Below are 22,396 nucleotides of genomic sequence, written 5' to 3'. Positions count from 1 at the left end.
GAAATATAAGTAGCCAATAATATAACATAAGCATAATTTCTGCGTGTAGTCAAGGGAAATTCAAGCTGAGGGTTCTAAAAACCTTCTGGTTTTGGTGCGCTCCCTATGATTCCATTTCTCCTGCGTTGGTGGTGGAAATGGAAGATGAAGCAGTCCGGTTTCCTTGATGTTGAAGAGCGGCTTGCTTGGTTGACTGGGCTCGGTGATCAGCTTGAAGGCTATTCCCGGATTGTGAATTTTGAAGTGTTCTGCCCTGATCTGGATACGGCACTGGCGTATTCAGATGGGAGTAAAGGGGGCCGTCCGCCGTTTGATCCGGTGCAGATTATTCAGATTCTGGTGATCCAGACGCTGACCAATCCGCCCGACGAGCGGACGGAATACCTGATCAACGACCGACTGTCCTTCATGTGTTTTCTGGGATTAGGTCTGTTAGCCGTGTGCCTGATACTAAAGCGGTCTGGCTGTTTTGCGAGCGTCTGCCCCCAGCAACGTACCACTAACACTGAGAAAGTGGATTTACGTGCAGGGCGAATTCCCAAAGAGTGGTAAAACAAGTCAGCCAAACTGTCCCACAAGGACAGGCACGCCCGCTGGACATTGAAGTTCACCAAAGCGAAGCGTCAGGATGATGGGACGCTCCCTGCAACCGATCTCGCCATCCCGTTCTCTGGCTAAAGATCGCATCCTTCCATCGACCGGAAGTTTCGTCTGATCCGGAAATGGAAAACAATCGATGCGGCCGCCAGTGATGGCGCCAGACTGCGCGAAGGCCTGCTGGATAAAACCAACACGGCCTCAACGGTCTGGGCTGACCCAGCCTATTGCTCGCAAGTCAACGAAGACTTTATAAAAAAGCAGGGCTATGTCTCGAAGGTCCACAGGAAAAAGCCGCATTTCAAGCCTTTACCCCGGCATATCCAGAGACCCAATGCCGGAAAGTCGGTCAATCGATTGCGTGTCAAGCATGCCTTTGCTGATCATAAGGTCATTACGGTAGCCATTAATTGACATACCGAAAGCCAAGATCACGAGACAAGTGCATCAATCAGCGGTTTTTCGACCCCTCCGGCTTGTGAAAACATTATATATTCTTAATAACATCGGCATAATTAAGGCTTATTTTAAATAAATCTTCATTAATGCGAAAGCTTCCATTTCCCACATTGAAGTCCATGTCGCCAAACACATACCCTATTTCTTGATTGCATTCTTTGGAAATGCCATTTTGTAAGAATCCAGGGTCGATATCTCCGCCTCTTAGCGCAATAATAACCGGATTTTTTTCGCTAAATATTGAGCTGTGTAGTGAAGATCCATATTCTCCAGCAATGTGAGTTGCGCTTCTAAATGCGCTGACCTGTTGGTCAATGCTCATCGTGTTCGGATCCAGCATGGTATACCCATGATGTTCTGCAATTTTTTCAATATTTTCACGGTTCAAAAGTGACCGTAAGGGGTTTTTAGATGTTCTTTTCAGATAAATTTTCGCAGGGGAAGAATAATCCGGATTTGAGTAAAATAGATCTCTGATCCATTCGACGTATCCAGAAAATATTGGATGCATAACTCCAAAATTTGACATATTTGTTGTAATTAGAATTTTATCAGATTTTATCACCTCTTTTTCGTGGTCGAAAAAACAGATATTATCTTCTTTTATTCCACATTTTTCGATGAGTATCCGAGAAAAATTGGGAGTCTGAATAGGAAGGGCGAATTTTATTTCAGATAAATCATAGCCGTGTTGTTTCAATAAAAATATTCTTGGTAAGAACTCCGCCAACCAATGTCCCCACGTTGGCCAGCCCGGACCATATAAAGGGCATACAAGACCTGGTATGTAATTGACGGTGACATTTTCAGTTTTGCTGAGTATCCAGTTTAGTACCTGCGAGCAGTGGTCTCGTGATAAGTTTATTTTTTCCGAGAAAAAAATATTATTCTCGGTCATGATTGTTGCGTCGTAAAATATATGAGAGTTTTCTACCTCGAATATGCCTATGTCACTGACAGAAAGCCTCTCCATAACGCTTTTCATTAAAAGTATCGGCACATTCCCAGACAGGAAAGAAAATGGCGCGCTTGAAAAGCGCCCTCCTTCTGCGATGACATGAAAATTTGCTAAACCAGATGAAACGGCAGCGTCCAGATCTATTAAGTTTCGTTGTAAAATGTCGTCTCGGCTCATCAATGTCATTTCTTGGACCTTTAAAAATTCGCGTATCAAACCGCCTGAAGATGGACGGCAAACAGTTTTCTTAAATTACGCGGCCATAAACGTTTGGTCTATGGCTGGATAGAACTGTTTTGGAGGTCTGGACTGCTGGGAGCAGTGTTTGAGGGAGAATATTTCTAATTTTCTATTTCTTTTGGGTATACAGGTAAGCTTTGTATGAGAGTGCCCGAAAGCTTTTTACGCTAGGACTCTATTCTCTTTGTGCATTCCGACGAATAGCCTGAGGTGGCTGACCGAAAGCTCTGAGGAAGGCACGCCGCATTCGTTCTGGATCATGGAAACCGCTCGTCATGGCAATGGTTTCAATAGGCACGTTCGATCGTTCGACGCGCTCCCGGGCTGCTTCCACGCGGAGTCTTTCAATCGCTCGGGCGGGACTGATCCCGACCGAGGCTTGAAAAGTCCGTGAGAAATTGCGTGGGCTCATCCCCATCTGGCAGGCGAGGCTCTCTACGGTCAAACGCTCGCTGAGATGGGACCGGGCCCATCCCAGAAGATCAGCAAAGCGGTCATGGCTGTTTGTCATCTCAAGGAGAGTCGAAAACTGAGATTGACCGCCTGGACGCCGATAGAAGACCACCATCTGTTGTGCCGTACGGCGTGCGATGTCTTCGCCAATATCTTCGGTTATCATCGCCAACGTCAGATCAATCCCGGCACTGATGCCTGCCGACGTCCATACGGTGCCATCCTGAACATGAATAGCATCAGCTTCGACCTTCACGCGTGGAAAAAGGGCTTTTAGACGCTCGGCGTATTGCCAGTGCGTGGTTGCACGTCGTTCATCCAGCAGACCGATTTGCGCCAACAGGAATGCGCCTGAGCAGATGCTGCATATCCGTCTTGTTTTCGCGGCATGATATTTGATGGATGCCAGAAGTTTCGGGCAACTCATTGCTGTTTTGTGGCCTTCGCCTCCAACGATGACAAGCGTATCGAACTGTTCATTCTCTTGGAGTGGACAGGTCTCAAGAGCTATTCCGGAAGAAGAGCGGATCGACCCTCCCTCCCGGGAAAGAGGGGAAATCTCATATATTTCTGCCGCGAGGGTGCTTGCAATCTCGAATGCAGCGGTCACTCCGGCAGCATCAAGCAACTGGAAATCAGGATAGAGGAGAATACCAATCCGTCTGATCATGGCTTGAAATGAGGGATCATTGTCCTTTTGTCAAACCTGCATTTCAGGAAGTCTATCGAGCCACAGTCTTTTAGCCCGAACTGGAGCTCCCAATGTCACGACCGCCGCTTCCGCCATTCGATTCTGAAACCGCTCGCCTGAAGGTCCGCCTCGCTGAAGACGCATGGAACAGTCAGGATCTCGAAAAGATTGCCCAAGCCTATACGTCTGACAGTAAATGGCGCAATCGTTCAGAATTCATCACTGGACGGGAAGAGATCGTCTCATTTCTCATCCGAAAGTGGGAAGGGGAACAGGACTATCGGCTCATCAAGGAACTCTGGGCTTTCCGGGAGAATCGTATTGCTGTTCGCTTTGCCTATGAGTGGCAAGACGGCATGGGACACTGGTTCAGATCCCACGGTAACGAAAACTGGGAGTTCGATGACAACGGCTTGATGCGTTATCGGATGGCGTCGATCAATAATCAGTCAATCTTGGTAACAGATCGTTTGTTTCACTGGACGGGAAACCGGCGGCCGGATGAGCATCCGGGTCTTTCCGAACTGGGGCTGTGACAGTTCGGAAAGACCTCGTTTTCTCACTCAGGACGTAGTGGCACTGTATTGTGCATGACGGGTTTGTCGGAACCTCATCGGGACTCGCCTGCGGCCAGCTTCGCGTCGAAGAAGCGCAGTGTCCACAGATAGGCGCTCTGCCAGTCCTGCGTGCGCAGGAAGGCGTGACGCTCGCCCGGGAAGACGTGATCTTCGAATGGGATATTCCGCGCTACGAGCATGCGGGCCAGCAAAACGGATTGTTCGAATTCAACGTTATAGTCGTCATCTCCATGGATCAGCAGGACTGGCGAGCGCCAATGCGCGATGTCCGCAATAGGCGATGAACGCCACTCGCTTTCTTTTTCCCTCTGTTTTTCGTCGGGGGACAGCCCGGCATGATCTGGTTCGGTCATGTCATGGACGCCATGAAAGTCGGCTCCGGCCACGAACAGATCGCTGTTGCGGGCAAGCGCCAGGGCGGTCAGATATCCACCCCAGCTACCGCCCCAGATCCCGATCCGGCCCGGGGTTACATCAGAACGATTGCGCAGGAAGAGGCCAGCTGCGTGAACGTCACCATATTCGCTGGCTCCCGCCCGGCCGATACCAGGTGCATCCCTAAACGAGAGACCATAGCCGGTTCCGCTACGATAATTCACCGCCAGGACGATGTAACCTCGTGAGGCCAGAAACTGGTTCATGGCATAGGCATTGGAATAGTAGCCCATGGCATTGAATGCCGGGAGCATCTGCCGGTGTGGTCCACCGTGAACGAAGACCAGAGCCGGATGGGTCCCGGCATCTCCTGCCGGAGGCAGGAACAGTTGCCCGTGAATGTCACGACCATCGTCGCTGTGGATATTCACTTCTTGCGGCGTCACAAATTTGAAGCCGGCTGGAACAACTGGCGTAACAGGCAGCCTTCGGTTGTGGTCCTGCAGCACGACCGGATGCGCAGGCTGGGTAACACTCGTAGCCATCATGGCAATGGCCGACCCTGCCGTTGTCAGATCCATGACCTGCTCATTTGTATCGCTCAGGGCAATGGGCTGGCTGCCATTCAGTGGCTGTGACCATGCACGCCAATGATCCGGATCGCCGATATTGGCCGTATAATATACGCGACTGCCGTCTGCTGACAGTCGATAGGAGGCGATTTCAGCTCCATCTGGCGTCAGGCAGTGTAGCTTCATCGTCGTGGCGGCAGTTGGTAAGGAGCAGAGCCGAAGCCAGCCACTTCCTTCCCACGGAAAAAGAAGCTGTCCGTCATGAGTCCATGTCAGACCCACACCCTCCGGTGCCCAGAAATGGCTTCCGGCTCCTTCCGGTGCTGTCCAGAGCGTGCGTTCGGTGCTGGATGCAATGTCATAGACGTGTAACGACCAGAAATGCCCTTTACCGCGTTCGGCCGTCAGCAGTGGCTTATACGCACGGACGAAAGCAATGGATTTTCCGTCCGCTGAAAATGTTGCGTCCTGATCGTTTCCTAACGCGGCGGGAAGAAAAACCGGTGCAGAGCCTCCACTCGTGTTCTGCCACAATGCAATCAGACTATGAGACCCACGATCGATCTCAATCGCAAGGCGGCTCCCATCCGGAGACCAGTGCAGGGCGGTGATCTGGCCCGGTGTGGCCATGGCTACGCGGGGCGCCTTGCCGGGCTGCCCGACCAGCAGCGTACCGCCATGCATAAAGGCAAGCAGCCGTCCGTCCGGGGAAAAGCTCGGGGTATGTCCTTCTCCGGCGACCATGGTCCGACCGTCCGGCAGGATGACATGTACCGTCTCCTTGCCTGGCACAGCCGGGTTGCCTGCATTGGGGGCATGATCGTTGGGATATTCCGGATCGCCACCTTCAACAAACGCCAGCATCCGTCCGTCCGGACTGAGAGTAAGTCCCCAAAGGTCGGTTCCATCATCCTGGGTGTAGGTGGTGACTTTACGAGGTGTGGCGCCCCCGTCCGAAATCAGGATGTTGCGGATGCCGTTTCGACGTTCCACCCAGGCCAGGCGATCTGCCGCGGCTGCGCCCGTCAGGCCGTTGCCATAGGGCATGGCCAGCAGGGCATTCAGCTGTGTGGCATCCTTTGACGGAGCAGCGTTTGCGCTGGAAAAAATTGCGATCAAAAGTGCTGATGCGCTGCAAAGGGAAAATCGAAGGAACATATGGTTTATTTCCCGGCTCCGGCGAGCGAAGTGAAGAGTTCTTCCTCAACGCGGGTAAATGATGAATAGGCGCCCGGCCGTTCCTGGCCGGCGTCAGGGAAACCATCTGCCGCGAACAGGAAGCCATCACCAGTTGCGGGGTCGTACCAGAATCCGGAATGCAACGAGTAGGCATCTCCAAGATGTCCGGCCAGATCACCGGAATAACCTTTATAGGGCCGTGTTTCACGCCCTGAAGGATCCCGCTGTCCGGTCAGTCGCGCCATACTGAGGCCATAGCTGGGAATGGGATAGGGACACTCCCCGTTCTTTCCGTTGTACTGCCAGGTCGGTGTCAGCATCAGATTGATACTGTGCACCGAAAGCAAACGCACGCCGTCCAGTGCGCCATGGCCAAGCATGAAGCGTGCAAGACGGGTCAACCCTTCCATGGAAATGCGCAGACCGCCCTGAGGCGAAAACAGGGTCCCGTTGGCCCCTGGCTTGTAAGCAGTCAGAGACGCTGCATCCCAGGTCGGGGCCGATGGTATTATATCTGTTTCAGCCTCCCATCCTGTGGGCTGATGGCTGTAAAGCGTGGCCAGTCGGTCCGGATGGGTGAGGGCCATACGATTGTAGCCGCCGTCAATCCCAAGTGGCCCCAGCACATGCGTCTGCTGGTAGCGGTCAAACCGTTCGCCACTGGCACGCTCCATGATCGTTCCGACCAAACCGTAGCAGAGATTACAGTATTCAAACCACGTACCCGGCGCATGCCCGTCGCCATGGGTAAAATGGTATCCAGAGCTATCTGGCTTTCGGGCCGGATCGAAGAATTCGCTGATCCTGTGGTCCGGTGGAAGGGTATAGCCGTCAGCGTCGCGAATGCTGGAAGTGTGGTTGAGCAGCATGCGCACCGTGATGGGCGTCTGTGGAAAATCCGGATTCCGCAGCTGGAAACCAAGATACTCCGATGCATCATGATCAAGGTCGACTTTACCTTGCTCGACCAGCTCCATCATTCCGATCGTCGTGACGACCTTCGAGATCGAGGCGATGCGGAAGAGGGTCTGCGGGCCCACGGGGACCGTCCCGTCCGCATTCCGCCGCGCAAAACCACTATAGTAGCTGTAAGCGACCCGACCCTGGCGCAGACGTACTGCGGCAATAGCGGCCAGTGGGCGCACCTCGCCGTTTGCCAGTACGTGATCCAGCTCATGATCGGTATCGGTGCGGGTCTGCGCGTGCACTTCTGAAGAAAAGGCCGCCAGAGCAGCCAGAACGACACCCCGTATCTGCCAGCCGCTCATGGTTGATCTCCCGGACGAAGTGTCAGTCGTCGAACGGCAGCCTCATTGACACTGTGTGTACTGAATGGCAGCGGCTGCATCGCGCCACGAAGCCACCCAGCAAAGAAATCGGCGTAATGCGGCGATTTCGGATCTGCTGATTGACCGGGACAGTTGAGATACAGCGATCGATCCCAGTTTCCGACGTCACACACCATCAGATAACTTGCTCCACCTGTTGCAGCATAAGTGTTCGCTCCGCCAGTCAGGGGTGTGTACCACCGGGCCATGACGGTATAGGGATCGCCGCCACTCTGGGCTGATGGTTCACCAATCGTAGGGAAAGCCGCTGCTATTGCGGGCACGGCGGCGAGCGGGTGACGCAGGGTCACAGTATGAAGGGCGCCCCATCTCCAGGCGGCGGGAAGGGGGCCCAGCCGGTCCCGCAGTTCCCTGACAGCCTCGACGAACTGTTCGACCATCATCCTGTCCCGCTCCCGGGCAGGTTCCGTGCCGAAACGGGAATCCGGCGACTGGAACAGCGACAACTGGACGGTGGCGTTCACCGGGCCGGGCAGAAGGTCATGCAGGGACGGGGGAATAATGCGTGCATGCAAGGCGCGCTCCAGCCTGGTCCACCAGACCTCATACAACGCGGCCGCCGGACTGTCGGCGTCAATCCGGCCATTCCATGCCCGCAGCAGGCCAGCTTCCGGGGCGAGAGCCGGCGGAACTTCGGGGAGGAGCCGGACCATCTGCAGGGCCAGTACGGAGAATGTGTCGTGTTGCAGGGCCACGCTGTCCGCAAGCGTCGCACGCGGTGTTGCGTCCAGCATCTGGGCCACGCGTTCGTGGCGGAAGCCATCACGCCATTCGAAACTCACGCGCCGTTCCTCGACCGGATAGTCAGGGGGCAGGTTCATTTCGTTCGACGTTCCGAACCAGCCGCGTGCCGGATTGAAACTGCTGGGCAGCGCTTCGAGCGGCTGAAGCCCCTGCCAGTCGTATCTCCCATCTCCCGGCGCGGGCATCAGCCCGTCATGTCCCGGAGCACGACTTGGCAGGCCACCGGCAGCCTGCCAGCCGATATTGCCGCTGGTATCCGCATAGGTGAAGTTGGTCGGGCTGGTATGGACGCGCAGGGCTTCGCGAAAGCTGGTCCAGTCATGAGCCAGATTGATCCCGATATTGGCCAGCAGACCATTGGCGCCGGGGGCAAGCCAGGTGGCGGAGACCGCAGTGGCGCGGTTGCGTGCTGGATCGCGCGAGACGACCGGACCATGGACCGAGTAGAACAGGCTCACTACGCGCTCGGCCTCGCCACGGACCGCGATCCGCGTCTCAACCTGTTCCATCCGTTTCCAGCCGCCCTGATGGGCATAACGCAGCGGGTCGGCCGGGTCGGTGCGCAGGATGAACAGATCTTCCTGATCGATATGGAAATTGGTCCGGCCGAAGGCGATCGTCGCGTTATGGCCCTGCATGACGCCGGGCATGCCTGCGCCACCCCCGCCAATCACATCCAGCCCCGGTGCCGTCAGATGGATGACATGACGCGGGCCGGGGACGCCGAAGGACAGATGCGGGTCATTGGCCAGGATCGGGCGACCGGTTGCGGTGCGGGCGGGGGCGATGACCCAAGAATTGCTGCCCTCATTCCGCCGACGGATTTCGTCATCTGCTGCGGCATGGAGGCCATGGAGTGGCAGCGGAGACTGAAGGACGCCAAACAGCCCAAGATCAGCCTCGCTAATGGCTGCGGTATCCAGTCCCTCCGGCGTCCGAAGCTCATGGACAGGTTCCAGTGGCGTGACGAGCGCGTCGTAAGCCAGTGCGCCACGCGCCGCCAGTCTTGCCCGACGGATTTCCGTGCGTGTGTTGCCCGTGACTTCGGCACGCACGCGGATCAGATCCAGAACGTCCCACTGCAAGGGCGTGACGGCAAAAATTTTAAATTCCGGTGGCAGGAGTGAGGGTGAGGCGATGACCTCCGCAATCCGCGCATTGAGGCCAGCGACATAAGCGCGCGCGCACTCCTGAACCACCTGTGGAAATGCAGCCAGTTCACGTTCAGCATCGCCCCGGAAAAGAACCAGCCGGTTGGCAGTGTCCGACGGCACGAATTCCGAACCAAACACTTCTGCCAAACGCCCCAGAGACTGGCGATGACCGAAATCCAGAGACCACAACCTGTCGCGCGCTACCAGATATCCGTCAGCAAAAAATGCATCGGGAATGCTGCGGGCCCGGACATGCGGCACGCCCCAGCGATCTTCCAGAATCTCAACCGGCTGATTGAGGCCTGGCAGACCCTGGAGCGGTGAGGCAGCTCTGGTGTTGCGTATGGATGCAGACAGGATAGCGGCAACGCCGCCAAGGAGAACCGCACGGCGGGTTGTCTGCATAAAAACCAGTTCCTTTTTCACCCGACAGCGCGGGTATCGATCCCGGCCACGATCTCTTTCAGCCTCAGGCCCGAGCCGACTGAGAGTGTGAAACCAAGGGCACCATGCCCCACATTGAGCAGAAGATTGTCATATCGGGTGCGCCCGATAATCGGAACACCGGTCGGGGTTGCGGGCCGTAATCCAGCCCATGGTTTATCATCGCCCTGATCCAGAGCCCCCGGCAGCGTTTCCGCCACGAGAGCGCGCAATTCTCCAAGGCGCTTTGGATCGGGGGCGGTATTTTCCGAACCGATATCGACCATTGCTGCAACCCGTAGCCGATCACCCAGCCCGGCATAAACCACACGATTATCGTAGTCCGTCACACTGACCGAAGGCACCAGAGCAGGGCCGGGTTGCGTAGTCAGGCTATACCCTTTCAGGCCATAAAGCGGCAGGTTGATCCCTAGCGGCTGTGCCAGTTTCCGCGAAGCGATCCCCGCTGCAAGGACAACGAGATCGGTCTCAAATGGTCGGCCATCCAGTCTGACAGCACATCGGTTACCCGGTCCGTTGGCGAGCGTGGCGTCTCCCTGCACGAAGCGGAAGCCCGGTTCCGCCGCCAGAGCCTCACGCAGTGCCGTGCAGAAGAGGAAGCAGTCTCCAACCTCGTCCTCCGGTGAGAAAATCCCGCCTGAAATCTGCTCCCGCAGTCTCGCGAATGCTGGTTCGACTTCTGCACATTCAGAAGGGGAGAGGGCGCGTTGACGCTCCGGATCGCTGACGGAGCGTGCAGCTTTGCGGAAGGTCGCAGCATTCCGATACAGGACGAGCTTTCCCGGACGACGCCAAAGGAAATTGCCCAGACCGTCATCACGATATTTCTGAAGTTCCACCTGGCCACTCAAAGCCAGATCAAGCAGAATCGAGGCATTGCGTCGGTTCGTGCGTCGATTGCATGCGAACAGAAAAGCAAGCAGCCAACGCCATTGATGCGGGTCAGCCTTTACCCGCAGCGCGATCGGGGATTTCGGTCGAAACAGCCAGCCCAGAGCATCCCGGGCAATACCAGCATCGGCCAGCGGGCTGACGTAACGATAGCTAAGCTGACCACCATTCGCAAAGCTGGCGTCCTGCCCGACGCAATCGTGTCGTTCGATCAGGGAAACGTCATGTCCCTCCCGAACAAGAGCATAGGCAGTTGTCAGGCCGATAACGCCTCCGCCGATGATTGTGATGGTCCGTCTGCCGGCCATAAGATTCCTGAGCGTCCAGAGGCTGGGCGCAGGGAGAAGTTGCGTTCTCCTACGCCATGATCAGGTACAAAACCTACATTTCCCAAACCCGTCGGGCTAATGCAAAGAGACCATCTTCCTATAACCTACGGTTAACACGTTGTTTTATGTTTAAAACGAACCGAGATGCGGGAAATTCAAATCTAGATTTCTTCTGAACCGCCATAATCCAGCTCCGTCGGGACGTTCTGTGACAGAACGGGATGATGGCTGAGCACGGGCTAGAGTGCTTTTGTTACAGAAGAGCTGATTTTTCTCGGGTGCAGATCCTGGGCATCAAAACTGAAATCAGATCCGATTACACGCATCGTCATTCCAGTTACCTGACCCGAAACATCGCGTTCAAACTGTACATAAGAATCATCCTCAGCATCCTGCTCCCGGTTATCCCATCGGACAACGAACAGATCATGCGGCAAGGCAGAGAGCGTTCCGGTCAGGCCATCAGCATGACTGAAAGTCATCCTCAGATCCGTTCCCCGACGGCTGATCGTGATTGGGCCGCGCCAGTTGTCACGATAGGTCCCCACATAGTCCTGTTGTGCATTCGTGGGGAGTGTAATGAAAGGGCGCGCAGGCGAGCCGGGTCCGCTGTCAGCGGCCTTCTTCGTATTTGCAGCTTGCCGGGAGCTTTCCTCGTTCTGGAAATACTTTACCCAGTCATCGCTCTTTCCGGTCGCGGCATAGGCACTCAGCGTTGTCGCAATGGCGTAAGGTGCCCCGGGATCGTCATGGTTGCTCAGAACGATGATGGCCGTCCTGCGCTCAGGCAGGAAAGTCACATAGCTGATCATGCCGCCGATATTGCCTGTGTGCCAGATACGCTTCAGGCCGAAGAAATCTTCCATGAACCAGCCATAGCCATAGGCGCGGAAGTGGGTTTTCGTCGCCTCTGCTGTGTCAGGTAGCGGCAGCAAACCATGCGGGGCCCAGATGGCATCGCGGCTGGCCTGACTGAAGACCTGTCGACCGTTCGGCGCACGCCCGCCATTGAGATAGGTCTGAGCCCAGCGTGCCACGCCATCAGCGCTGCACCAGATGCCGCCGGCAGGTGCCACGCCGGGCAGCCGGAGAGCGCTTCGCTCAGGCAGAACACTACTTTCACCTTCACCAGTCGCTACATTTGTCTGATCTTTGACCGGCGGCGTGCTCTGGCAGGCGGGAAGGGCCGCGGCGTCAATGAGCTGCTTCTGGATCACATCTTCCCAGCTCTGGCCCGTGACGCGTTCGACCAGTGCACCGGCAACAACGTACATGAGATTATTATAGGCGTACTGACTTCGGAACGGCGCGGTGAATGGCATGAAAGGCAGGCCAGCCAGGATTTCCGGACGCGTGAACGTGCTGTGAGAAAATAGCATCATATCTCCTGCCCCCTGTCCCATACCGCTATGGTGCGTCAACAGATCCGAGACGCGGAAGTCGCGTGTAATTGACGGATCGGCAACGCGGAAATCCGGCATGTGATCAATCACACGGTCGTTCCAGCCCAACTTGCCCTGGTCGACGAGCTGGGCAAGCGCCGTTACGGTGAACTCCTTGGTGTTGGACCCGATGGAAAACAGCGTGCGGCTGTCTACCGGTGCGCTCGCAGTGTCCTGCGCGCGTCGGCCATAACCCTGGCTGAAGACAACCTCGCCATCCTGTACCACGGCGACGGCAACGCCAGGTACGTTGAAGGCCGAGCGTGCGCGTTCCACCGTCGTGCTGATTTTCTGTTTGGTCAGTCCCGCCGGAAGAGCCGCGGCGCGTGTGGCACATGTCGTGGAAAGAAGGACAACCGCCGAAATGGCGATCACGCATGACTGTCGAAGGGGCTGGATCATTGAAGGCTCTGAATACGAATTTCCGGCTCCAGATCGTGGAGCCCTTAAAGGAACGAAATCAATTGAGAGCACGAAACGTTTCGCATGTCCTCCCTTAAGATGCAGTGCAGACTTAACCCTGAGTTAAGTCTGCGTCATCATTCCTTCAGGGCGAGCAGATCCACATCCAGTTCGCTGCGTAACAGGGCCAGGATATCCTGCGAGATATGTGACAGCGCATGGTCGGCCCGGAACAGGACTGTACAGGCCACACTCAGGGGCGGAGAGAGAGGTCGCGGACGCGACAGACCCGGATGATGCAGGGCTGTAACCGCATCCACGATGGCGCACCCTCCGCCCAGACGCACGAGCTCGGCTGCCATGAAATGGGTTCGCACCCGCACATGGGCCTTTGCGGGGATGCCGGCTTCTTCCAGGACCATATCGAGCATACGGGCCGTAGGATCGTTTTCGCTTAATCCGATATAGCGCTCGGGATCGATCCCGGTAACACTGACCGGGCCTTCCCCGTCTTCTCCATCGATCATCATCAGCGGAATATCTGCAATATGCAGTGCCGTCAGTCCGTCATAGGTATAGTCACCGAACACAACCCCGAGATCGAGGTCATGATTCATGATGCGTGACACGATTTCGGTTCCGTGCATTGCATCAATCGTCAACTCCATACCCGGATGATCAGCGCGGTAACGCTGCACTACTCGTGGAACCAGGCTGAGCCCCAGACTCGGTACGCATCCGATACTGATCGAATGCCCATCACGCGCGTAGCGCAGATTATCGGTCAGGCGCTTGAGGTCCGACAATTTCTCGAAAATGGCATTGACGTGCGGTAGCATGATCCGAGCCTCACGTGTCGGCACCAGTCGGCCACCTGCCCGCTCAAACAGCGCAAATCCTAGCGACTGCTCGGCGTAACGTAGGACCTTGCTGGCTGCGGGCTGTGAGACATGAAGCAACTCGGCCGCACGTCGGAGCGAACCCGTCGTCATGATCGCATAGAAAACTTCGATCTGGCGCAGGCGCATTGGAGTTCCTTGCTTTGAAAGGCGGGTTTCTGAAGTGTTCATAAAACTGCTGGTCGAGAGGCCTAAAACGTTTCCGGGCGAATGAATTCTTTCATTATCTTACTTTTGTAAAAAAAGATGCAAATGGCGTTGCATAAGCCGGGATGACCGAAGGAGAAATTTTCAATTCGGGATATCAATGAACCTGCGACAGAGAAAATGGTACTATTCGTTCGGCACCGAACGCTTCTGTTGCCGTGAGTTCCTTAACCTGAAGCTATGCCGCAGAAATTTTCCGGACATTTTGTTTTGGTGCAGTTCCTCTAATATCTGAGATGATTTTAGAGGAAAGATGCTATTTTTTCGACTGAAAAGGAGAAGAAAGGTCGTCTTTTTCGACAAGCCTAGCTCGTCACATGAGGGTCATATCGAGCATAAAGCACCCGACACCCCCCGAAAACACAACGACGGCATAAACATCTTCGCCAGATGATGGAGGATTTACCTATAGATGCGAAGGGGCTCGGAAGCGATGGATTGATCTTACCAGAAGCGGTCTGAATCCAAAACTGCATGCCGTCGCAATCAGCTGTTATGTGGAAGAAACCACGTTCTTTTTAGTTATGGTAGTAAAGTATTTGTCATGACTAGGCTGCTTTGCGTCAAGCAGAGCAGCCGTTAAAATCAGGAATGTTTCGGACTATATTTAAGGGTATCATTCATCCTGTAGGGCAAAAAGCTGCTTCATGTCAGAAAATGCCTTGAATTCCAACGCATTGCCTGCCGGATCGCAGAAGAACATTGTGGCCTGCTCTCCAGGACGGCCTTCGAAACGGATCTGAGGTTCCATGCCGAAAGAAATTCCATGCTTGCGCGCGCGCTCGGCCAAGGCTTTCCAGTCCGGCATGTCGAGAACGACACCAAAATGAGGAATGGGCACTTTATGGCCATCAACAGCACCAGCCGCAGCTGACGGTTTTGCGCTCGGTACGAGATGCGTGACAATCTGATGCCCGAAAAAGTCAAAGTCGATCCAGCTCTGCGTGCTGCGACCTTCGGGGCAACCCAGGACAGTCCCGTAAAAATTTCTTGCGGCGTCCAGATCGTCTACGGGAAAAGCAAGGTGGAACGGATTGGGCATGCGAGCACCATAAATGATGAAGGGGCCTTGGCTTACCATGCTCGACAAACAGCCAGCTAAAACGAATATATGTTTTTAGACGAAAGAAAATATTGCGTTTCGATGTGATATTCTGTGAATTGATGTTGTCGCTTCCGAAACTCAAGTAGGATCGTGCCCTCTCGAAACAAGTGAGCGCTTTGCCTTGGATATACGGTTTCTGGAAAGTTTTGTTCTTGTTTCGGAACGAGGTTCAATAGCTGAAGCGGCCCGTTTGCTTGGGCTGACACCCGCAGCCGTTTCGCAACGTATCAAAGCCCTTGAAGACCAGATCAAGCAGCCCCTGCTCGTCCGTGCAGGCCGAACAGTCACCCCCACGACAGCGGGCCTTGCCATCATAGAAAAGAGCCGTCACCTCATTCGGGGAGTGGAAGAGCTCAAGGCTCTGGCGTCGCAGAACGAATTTGCCGGAGAGCTGAGAGTGGGCGCCATTTCGACCGCTCTGACCGGAATTCTCCCGTTCATGCTGCGCCGCTTTTTTCTGGCTTATCCCCAGATTGATCTGCACGTTACTCCGGGGCAGTCTGTGAAGCTTTATCATGAGGTGCTGGACGGGCGTCTGGACTGTGCCCTGATCGTTGAACCCCCATTCGCCATTCCCAAGACATGCGGCTGGAAAAGACTTCTTTCAGAGCCGCTTGTCATGTTGGTTCCTCTAAGCTGTACGGAGACGAACCCACTGACGATTCTTAAGGAAAACATGTTCCTGCGATATGACCGGAACCAATGGGGCGGTCGTATCGCGGACACTTTTCTTAAGGAAAATGGAATATTCCCCCGCGATCAGCTCGAACTGGACTCACTCGAAGCCATCGCGCTGATGGTCAGTGAAGAAATTGGCGTCTCGTTACTTCCTGACTGGAAGAAGCCTTGGCCAGAGGGCCTTAAACTCCGCAAAATCCCTGTTTCCCTGACGCCGCCACACCGCCATATTGGCTTGTTATGGCTTCATGCGTCACCGCAGGTAACTCTCATCAAGGCCATTGAACCTTTTCTTGGTGTCAAAAAGCGTTGAATTCTACTTTATTCCTGAATTCTGACACCCAGTAGAGTTTCCATTCCCAGATCAGAAATTCTTTTTTTCCCACTGAGGCCCATGGTGATGCGTAATTCCTCAAGCAGCATGTGCAGAATACGCTCCACTCCAGCAGATCCTGCAGCCGCAAGGCCATAAAGCGGCAGACGTCCGATCATGACAGCATCGGCGCCAAGGGCCAGCATTTTGAAAACGTCGCTTCCCTGACGAATTCCGCTATCGGCGATCACTGTCATATTTCCGGCTTCATCTGCAAGAGACGGCAGGACATCAACAACAGCCGGTGCTGAATCGAGGTTGCGCCCTCCATGTGTGGAGACGACAATTCCATCCACTCCGGTCCGTCGTGCCTGAGCAACGTCTTCGGCGCATAGCAGTCCCTTGAGAACCAGAGATCCTTTCCAGACCATGCGCAGATGCTCAATATCCCTCCACGTCACATCTGTTGCCAGCCTTACGGACGCATCCTGTTGAGGCCGTAGAACATCAGGGCGCAGACCTTCTGGATAATGTGGAAAATCCGGTATTCCACGGCCCTGTACCAGTGGCTTGAGCAATGCATTCGCTGCCCAGTTCGGATGGGCCGCAATATCCAGAACCGATCGGGGCGTGGGGCGGAAACCCATGCTGAACCCATTGCGCCGGTTATAATGCCGCAGTGGCTGAGCGGCCGTATCCACAGTCACCACCAGCGTTTCCACGCCGGCGGCTTTTACGCGCTCCAGGAGATCCAGCATCCGCTGGCGGTTCTGCCAGATATAAAGCTGAAACCACACGTTGCCGGGGCTTTCCTTCGTTACGGCTTCGATCGGGACGATCGACTGCGTCGCCAGACATACCGGAATCCCATGGGAGGCAGCCGCAGATGCAATGCGCGCTTCTCCGCCTGGACGGATCATCCCAGCGATGGCGGTGGGTGCCACGATCAGGGGTGTTGCCAAAGTCTTTCCCAGAACGGAGCAGGATAAGTCACATGGACCTGCTTCCCGCAGGAGGGATGGTACGATCCGCAGACGATCGAGCGCGGCACGTCCCTGTTTCAGAGCGGTTTCCCGCTCACTTCCGCGATCCATGTATTCGAACAGCACGTGTGGAAGATAACTGCGGGCAGCCTTGCGAAAATCCTCGGCCTCCAACAGGGACGAGAGGTCAGAAGCCATCATACACTCCGGATCATGCCGCCATCGATACGGATCTGGCTGCCTGTGATATATGCGGCTCGTTCGCTGGCCAGAAACACCGCAGCATCCGCGAACTCTTCCGGGCGTCCGTAACGCCCCGCCGGAATATTCTGCAGCGACCGGCTGGCAACTTCCTGAACCGTTATTCCATTCCTGCGCGCTGCGGCTCCATCAAGCTGGTCAAGACGATCCGTATGGATGCGTCCGGGAATAAGCATGTTGACCGTCACCCCGTCTGCGGCCACTTCGTTACTGAGCGTTTTGGACCATCCGGCAATTGCGCCGCGGATTCCATTGGACAGGCCCAATCCCGCAATCGGCTGCATAATTCCTGATGATCCTACAGTCAGGATACGTCCCCATTTCCGCTCCCGCATTCCCGGAACCAGTCTGGAGGCAAGCAGGAAGAACCGGCTCGCCATAACGGTAAACTGTGTCACCCAGTCCTCGTCAGAAAAGCCACTGACAGGTCCCGGCGGTGGTCCCCCACTATTATTGACGAGAATATCCACGCCACCTGTTGCCACAACGCTATCCGCCAGGGCCATAATGGATGCACGGTCCGCCAGATCGGCCCGAACGGCCGCAATGCGACTGCGCTGGTCTTCAGGGAGCTCTGCACGCCAGGCCTCGATATCAGCAGGGTTACGTGCCGCAGCCAGTACACTTACACCTTCCGCACAGAGACCAACTGCTATCGCACGTCCAAGCCCTCGGCTTGCCCCGACGACGAGAGCCGTTTTTCCATTCAGACCCAGATCCATGGATTTTCCCCTTCCCAGGCGTATGCAACGCCACTGTGAAACAGTTTCTGACATCCTGTCGACAGGGCAGGGGCACGAATAATCACAATCCTGTACTTTATTCCGGTAGGGTATTGGTGAGGTTTATACCCGGCAATGATTCGCAATCGAAAAGGCCGGGAAAACAGTTCACATCAGCCGATTTTCGTTCTCTCCTGTAAACGATATTCCAGATGACAGGCGGTGTACAAAATGACCTCAGACGCCCTCCCGCAGACAGACCACGCCCTGGCCGACCTGACAGCCCGCGTTCGTGACGACCTTGATCGCATCGCGCATCCGCGGCGCCCCTGGACATTCCAGCACGAGGCCCCCTCCGGCGAAGCGATGCTCGATGTCCTGATCGTGGGTGGTGGGCAAAGCGGTCTTGCTGCGGCATTCGGCCTGATGCGCGATGAGGTCCGCAATATTCTGGTGGTCGATCAGGCCCCCCGGGGGCTGGAAGGGCCGTGGCTTAGCTATGCCCGGATGCATACGCTCCGCAGCCCAAAGGACTTCACAGGGCCTGATCTCGACATTCCGTCCCTGACCTATCAGAGCTGGCATGAAGCAAAGTTTGGACCGCAAAGCTGGACGGCGCTGCATCTGATCACCAAGCAGCACTGGGTCGAATACCTGCTCTGGCTGCGTGATACCGTTGGCATTCCCGTCCAGAATGACACGACTGTTCTGGACATCGAGCCCTGTGAAGGCGGTTTGTGCGTCCTGCTCCAGAGCGCAGGTGCTGAACCGGTGCGCCGTTTTACCCGCAAGGTTGTTCTTGCCACGGGGCAGGAAAGTCTGGGCCGGTGGTCCATGCCGGGCTTCATCGAAGCACTGCCTGCACGGGTTCGGGCCCATACGGCGGAGGGCATTGATTTCGCTGCGCTGCGCGGAAAACGCGTCGCCATCCTCGGGGCTGGTGCATCAGCATTCGACAATGCAGCGACTGCTCTGGAAGCGGGGGCAGGGGAGGTGCATCTCTTCTGTCGCCGGGCGGAGCCGCAGCTTGTGCAGCCCTATCTGTGGCTGACCTTCACTGGCTTTCTGAAGCATTTTTCCGAACTCGACGACGTCTGGAAATGGCGTTTCATGAACTACATCCTCGGCCTGCGTGAAGGCTTCCCCCAGCCCACATGGGACCGTTGTGCGAAGCATATGAATTTCCGTCTTTATACGGGGGCTGGCTGGAACGGTGCCGCTATGGATGGAGAAAAAGTCCTGCTGGACACCGCACAGGGGCCTTTTGAAGCGGATTACGTCATCTGTGCGACCGGCATCGAGCACAATCCTGCGCAGCGCCCTGAACTGGCGCGTGCTGCCGAAAATATCGCCCGGTGGGAAGACCGCTTTACGCCTGCGCCGGATGAGCAGAACAGCCGCCTGTCGGCCTTTCCCTATCTGGGCAACGACTACACGCTTCAGGAGCGCGTCCCCGGTGAAACGCCATGGCTGAGGAACATCCATCTGTTCTCCATCGCGGCCACGATGAGTTTTGGCCCGTCCGGATCATCCATCAACGCCATGAAATTTTCCGTGCCCAAACTGGTCTCGGGCATTACCGGCGCCCTTTTCCGCGACGATGTGGAAGCTTACTGGCAGGACCTGAAAGGGTATGACATCCGGCAGGCTGAACTGCGCTGGCCTGCAGGTCATCCCATGACACTGGAAGATGCCTGAGCCTATGGCCAGACATCCCCTCAACCGCCGTACCTTCCTGGCTTCGACTCTCGGTGCGGGCGCTGCCCTGACCCTGCCGTATCCGCAGGGTTCCGCTTTGGCCCAGTCCCGAAGGGCGACGCTGCGGCATGTCACAGGCGGTGCAGTTAACACGCTTGATCCCACCATGCTCGGGTCAACCCGTGAGTCCTTCGGGCTGAGCATGAATGTCTATGACCGCCTCATGACATTCGGCAGCCGCCCCATCGGAGCCTTCGCGACGTTTGATCCCACGCATCTGCAGGGCGAGCTTGCTGAATCCTGCGAGATCAGCGCAGACCAGCGTAACCTTACGCTCCATCTGCGGGACAATGCTGTCTGGCATGACGGTACCCCCGTCACGGCTGAAGATATCAAATGGTCCCTCGATCGCTGTGTCTCGGCCAATTCGCTCGCCCGTCCCCAGTTCAGCAGTGGCTCCCTGACCACACCGGATCAGTTTCGCATTGCTGGTGAGCGTACAATCGAGATTTCCCTGCCCAAGCCTGACCGTCTGGCGATGGCCAATCTGGCCATGCCTTACGCCATCATGGTCAACAGCCGGCTGGCCCGACAGCATGCCACATCAGACGACCCCTGGGCCCAGCAGTGGCTCCAGCACAATACGGCGGCCGGGGGCGCTTTCCGCGTCGAGAATTTCAAACCCGGCGTGAACGTCACCCTGACCCGTCATGACGGCTGGCACGGGGGAGTCGCGCCCTTTTTCGAGCGGATCATCAGTCAAACCGTTCCTGAAGCCACAACCCGCGCCGGGCTGATCGAACGCGGTGACGCCGACATCGTTATCGACCTTGAAGCTTATGATATCATGGCGCTTTCACGCCGTGGAAAGGTCCATATCGATTCCGTCGTGGAGAGCAACTGCTTCACGCATCTGGCTTTCAATACCCAGAGCGCGCCGTTCAATAACGTGCTTGTCCGTCGTGCCATTGCGCTGGCTCTGCCGTATCAGGACCTGTTTGCCGCCAGTATCTTTGGCCGCGGCAAACCCCTTTATGGTGCAGACTGGTCAGGGCAGTCTCCGGCGCCGGATTTCCCACAGCCCCTGCCATTCTCGCAGAATGTCCAGAAAGCGCGCGAAATGCTGGCGAAAGCCGGCCATCCCGACGGTTTTCACACGACTTTCTCCTATGCCACCAGCCAGACGACCACAGCCGAGCCCATGGCCGCGCTGATCCAGGAAGCGCTGGGTCATATCGGCATTACGGTCAGGATCGACAAACTTCCGGATGCGCAGTTCAACACTATGCAGGCCCGGCGACAGCTCGATTTCTACACCGACACAGCGGCTGGCTGGATCGAGCATGCCTATTATTTCTTTTACCTGTATTTCACCCGCGACCAGCGCTGGAATTTCTCCAACTGGAACAGCCCGCATATGGTGGAACTTGTGGAAAAGGCCCGCTTTGAGACGGACGAAGCGGCCTATGTGGCCGAATGTCAGGCCATGCTGGACCTGCTCGTCAATCAGGTTCCGCTGATCCTTCTGTGGCAGCCCAACATGGATGCCGTGACCGTCCCTGACCTCACTGGCTTTACATACCAGTATTACCGTCAGGTCGATTTCCGTACCCTGGCCCGGAGCTGACCATGTCCGCGGAAAAACATCTCCTCCCGCCTTTGGTCCGCCGGATCGGACTGCGTCTGGGCGCGGCACTTCCCGCGCTCTTCTGCGTCATTCTCTTTACTTTCATCATGATGCGGGTGCTTCCCGGGGATCCGGCCGTCTATTTTGCTTCCGGCCCCAATGCCGGACAGGCCGAAATCCAGGAACTGCGCCACAAGATGGGGCTGGACGCGCCCATGCCTGTCCAGCTCCTGCACTATCTCGAGAATCTTGCGACGGGTGATCTCGGCCGCTCCCTGACGACTGGCCAGTCCGTGGCACAGGATATGCACGAACGCCTGCCAGCCTCGCTGGAACTGACCCTGACCGCACTGGCTTTCAGTCTGCTGATTTCCCTGCCGCTGGGTCTGACGGCGGCCTGGTGGTCCGGGTCAAAATACGACCAGTTCGTCCGCGCTTTCTGCTCGGCCTGCTTCTGCATTCCGCCGTTCGTCTCGGGTATCCTGCTGGTCTACGTCTTCTATTACTGGCTGGGTGTGGCCCCCGATCCCACAGGCCGGATCAACATCTTTCTTCCCCAGCCTCCACGCCTGACGGGCCTCCTCCTGATCGATAGTGCGTTGGCGGGAGACTGGACAGCATGGCACGAGGCTGCCGGTCAGCTTGTTCTGCCGGCCATGACGATGGCGCTGTTCGTGATCGCGCCTCTGACTCGCATGACACGGGCAGCGGTCATTTCGGTGTTGGGAGCGGATTACATCCGGACGGCACGGGCCATGGGGCTTCCGACCTGGCGTATCATGATCGTCTACACGCTGCGCAATGCGCTGATGCCGGTCCTGACGACGGTGGGGATCGTATTTTCGACCATGATGGGGGCGAATGTGCTGGTTGAGAAGATTTTCTCCTGGCCGGGAGTGGCGTCCTATGCGCTCGATGCGCTCGTTTCATCCGATTATGCGCCGGTGCAGGGATTCATCCTGCTGATGGCGTGCCTGTTCATTCTGGTAAATCTGGTGATTGACCTGCTGCTGGGTGTGCTGGACCCGCGGGTGAGTGTGGAATGA

Annotated in this window: 16 protein-coding genes and 1 pseudogene; 6 read left to right on the top strand and 11 right to left on the bottom strand. The window is 56.1% G+C overall.

Going from position 1 to position 22,396, the window contains the following annotated elements:
- Positions 1-144 precede the first annotated feature (144 nt).
- Positions 145-987: pseudogene (locus tag JK202_RS01130) on the top strand (transposase); the annotation flags it as partial.
- Between the two features lie 97 nt (positions 988-1,084).
- On the opposite strand, the gene JK202_RS01125 reads toward JK202_RS01130, so the two are convergent.
- Entirely contained in the window at positions 1,085-2,191 is a 1,107-nt protein-coding gene (locus JK202_RS01125; protein ID WP_211557221.1) for a DUF563 domain-containing protein, read from the bottom strand.
- 238 nt (positions 2,192-2,429) lie between these two features.
- On the bottom strand, positions 2,430-3,377 hold the full coding sequence (locus tag JK202_RS01120) for a GlxA family transcriptional regulator (protein ID WP_211557218.1): 948 nt from the start codon (positions 3,375-3,377) through the stop codon (positions 2,430-2,432).
- A gap of 92 nt (positions 3,378-3,469) precedes the next feature.
- Between JK202_RS01120 and JK202_RS01115 the strand changes: the two genes are divergently transcribed.
- Positions 3,470-3,934 (top strand): nuclear transport factor 2 family protein, encoded by a 465-nt coding sequence (locus tag JK202_RS01115; RefSeq protein WP_211557216.1) that lies wholly within the window; start codon positions 3,470-3,472, stop codon positions 3,932-3,934.
- A 74-nt stretch (positions 3,935-4,008) separates the two neighbouring features.
- Here the strand turns inward: JK202_RS01115 and JK202_RS01110 are convergent, their stop codons facing one another.
- The 7 genes from JK202_RS01110 to JK202_RS01080 all read right to left on the bottom strand — a co-directional run bounded on the left by JK202_RS01110 (position 4,009) and on the right by JK202_RS01080 (position 15,005).
- Positions 4,009-6,081, bottom strand: a complete 2,073-nt coding sequence (locus JK202_RS01110; RefSeq protein ID WP_211557215.1) for a prolyl oligopeptidase family serine peptidase — start codon at positions 6,079-6,081, stop codon at positions 4,009-4,011.
- Positions 6,082-6,086: 5 nt separating this feature from the next.
- The gene (locus tag JK202_RS01105; RefSeq protein ID WP_211557213.1) at positions 6,087-7,370 is read right to left on the bottom strand and encodes a serine hydrolase; all 1,284 of its coding nucleotides are present in this window, start codon (positions 7,368-7,370) and stop codon (positions 6,087-6,089) included.
- Positions 7,367-9,754, bottom strand: coding sequence for a penicillin acylase family protein (locus tag JK202_RS01100; RefSeq protein WP_211557211.1), 2,388 nt, complete (start codon positions 9,752-9,754; stop codon positions 7,367-7,369). Before JK202_RS01100 ends, JK202_RS01105 begins: the two co-directional genes overlap by 4 nt.
- Positions 9,755-9,771: 17 nt before the next feature.
- Positions 9,772-10,992 (bottom strand): FAD-dependent oxidoreductase, encoded by a 1,221-nt coding sequence (locus JK202_RS01095; protein ID WP_211557209.1) that lies wholly within the window; start codon positions 10,990-10,992, stop codon positions 9,772-9,774.
- A gap of 260 nt (positions 10,993-11,252) precedes the next feature.
- Positions 11,253-12,857 (bottom strand): serine hydrolase, encoded by a 1,605-nt coding sequence (locus JK202_RS01090; RefSeq protein WP_211557205.1) that lies wholly within the window; start codon positions 12,855-12,857, stop codon positions 11,253-11,255.
- 137 nt (positions 12,858-12,994) lie between these two features.
- Complete coding sequence (locus JK202_RS01085) at positions 12,995-13,885, bottom strand: LysR family transcriptional regulator (protein ID WP_211557204.1); 891 nt, start codon at positions 13,883-13,885, stop codon at positions 12,995-12,997.
- Between the two features lie 694 nt (positions 13,886-14,579).
- Entirely contained in the window at positions 14,580-15,005 is a 426-nt protein-coding gene (locus JK202_RS01080) for a VOC family protein (protein WP_211557203.1), read from the bottom strand.
- A gap of 184 nt (positions 15,006-15,189) precedes the next feature.
- Here JK202_RS01080 and JK202_RS01075 point away from each other — a divergent pair, with 184 nt between their 5' ends.
- A complete protein-coding gene (locus JK202_RS01075) occupies positions 15,190-16,059 on the top strand; it encodes a LysR family transcriptional regulator (RefSeq protein ID WP_211557202.1) in 870 nt (289 codons plus the stop codon).
- Between the two features lie 8 nt (positions 16,060-16,067).
- On the opposite strand, the gene JK202_RS01070 is transcribed toward JK202_RS01075, so the two are convergent.
- Positions 16,068-17,243 (bottom strand): alpha-hydroxy acid oxidase, encoded by a 1,176-nt coding sequence (locus tag JK202_RS01070; RefSeq protein ID WP_211557201.1) that lies wholly within the window; start codon positions 17,241-17,243, stop codon positions 16,068-16,070.
- A complete protein-coding gene (locus JK202_RS01065; RefSeq protein WP_211557199.1) occupies positions 17,240-18,025 on the bottom strand; it encodes an SDR family oxidoreductase in 786 nt (261 codons plus the stop codon). The genes JK202_RS01070 and JK202_RS01065 overlap by 4 nt, the downstream gene beginning before the upstream one ends.
- A gap of 231 nt (positions 18,026-18,256) precedes the next feature.
- On the opposite strand from JK202_RS01065, the gene JK202_RS01060 reads away from it, so the two are divergent.
- The 3 genes from JK202_RS01060 to JK202_RS01050 are packed head-to-tail and all read left to right on the top strand — an operon-like array spanning position 18,257 to position 22,396.
- On the top strand, positions 18,257-19,723 hold the full coding sequence (locus JK202_RS01060; RefSeq protein WP_211557197.1) for an NAD(P)-binding domain-containing protein: 1,467 nt from the start codon (positions 18,257-18,259) through the stop codon (positions 19,721-19,723).
- A 4-nt stretch (positions 19,724-19,727) separates the two neighbouring features.
- On the top strand, positions 19,728-21,350 hold the full coding sequence (locus JK202_RS01055) for an ABC transporter substrate-binding protein (RefSeq protein ID WP_211557195.1): 1,623 nt from the start codon (positions 19,728-19,730) through the stop codon (positions 21,348-21,350).
- Positions 21,351-21,352: 2 nt separating this feature from the next.
- Positions 21,353-22,396: an ABC transporter permease gene (locus tag JK202_RS01050; RefSeq protein ID WP_211557193.1), complete on the top strand. Its 1,044-nt coding sequence runs from the start codon at positions 21,353-21,355 to the stop codon at positions 22,394-22,396.

Origin of the sequence: Gluconobacter sp. Dm-62 (assembly GCF_018256155.1) — a bacterium.
Lineage (GTDB): Bacteria > Pseudomonadota > Alphaproteobacteria > Acetobacterales > Acetobacteraceae > Gluconobacter.
Note: the sequence above shows the minus strand (reverse complement) of the source record. Positions and strands in the feature narration are given on the sequence as shown.

What these genes read in the sequence shown, in the direction of transcription:
- JK202_RS01055 (WP_211557195.1), top strand. Translation starts at nt 19,728, where the DNA reads ATGGCCAGACATCCCCTCAACCGCCGTACCTTCCTGGCTTCGACTCTC.
- JK202_RS01105 (WP_211557213.1), bottom strand. Translation starts at nt 7,370, where the DNA reads ATGAGCGGCTGGCAGATACGGGGTGTCGTTCTGGCTGCTCTGGCGGCC.
- JK202_RS01110 (WP_211557215.1), bottom strand. Translation starts at nt 6,081, where the DNA reads ATGTTCCTTCGATTTTCCCTTTGCAGCGCATCAGCACTTTTGATCGCA.
- JK202_RS01050 (WP_211557193.1), top strand. Translation starts at nt 21,353, where the DNA reads ATGTCCGCGGAAAAACATCTCCTCCCGCCTTTGGTCCGCCGGATCGGA.
- JK202_RS01100 (WP_211557211.1), bottom strand. Translation starts at nt 9,754, where the DNA reads ATGCAGACAACCCGCCGTGCGGTTCTCCTTGGCGGCGTTGCCGCTATC.
- JK202_RS01085 (WP_211557204.1), bottom strand. Translation starts at nt 13,885, where the DNA reads ATGCGCCTGCGCCAGATCGAAGTTTTCTATGCGATCATGACGACGGGT.
- JK202_RS01125 (WP_211557221.1), bottom strand. Translation starts at nt 2,191, where the DNA reads ATGAGCCGAGACGACATTTTACAACGAAACTTAATAGATCTGGACGCT.
- JK202_RS01090 (WP_211557205.1), bottom strand. Translation starts at nt 12,857, where the DNA reads ATGATCCAGCCCCTTCGACAGTCATGCGTGATCGCCATTTCGGCGGTT.
- JK202_RS01115 (WP_211557216.1), top strand. Translation starts at nt 3,470, where the DNA reads ATGTCACGACCGCCGCTTCCGCCATTCGATTCTGAAACCGCTCGCCTG.
- JK202_RS01095 (WP_211557209.1), bottom strand. Translation starts at nt 10,992, where the DNA reads ATGGCCGGCAGACGGACCATCACAATCATCGGCGGAGGCGTTATCGGC.
- JK202_RS01060 (WP_211557197.1), top strand. Translation starts at nt 18,257, where the DNA reads ATGACCTCAGACGCCCTCCCGCAGACAGACCACGCCCTGGCCGACCTG.
- JK202_RS01065 (WP_211557199.1), bottom strand. Translation starts at nt 18,025, where the DNA reads ATGGATCTGGGTCTGAATGGAAAAACGGCTCTCGTCGTCGGGGCAAGC.
- JK202_RS01120 (WP_211557218.1), bottom strand. Translation starts at nt 3,377, where the DNA reads ATGATCAGACGGATTGGTATTCTCCTCTATCCTGATTTCCAGTTGCTT.
- JK202_RS01080 (WP_211557203.1), bottom strand. Translation starts at nt 15,005, where the DNA reads ATGCCCAATCCGTTCCACCTTGCTTTTCCCGTAGACGATCTGGACGCC.
- JK202_RS01070 (WP_211557201.1), bottom strand. Translation starts at nt 17,243, where the DNA reads ATGATGGCTTCTGACCTCTCGTCCCTGTTGGAGGCCGAGGATTTTCGC.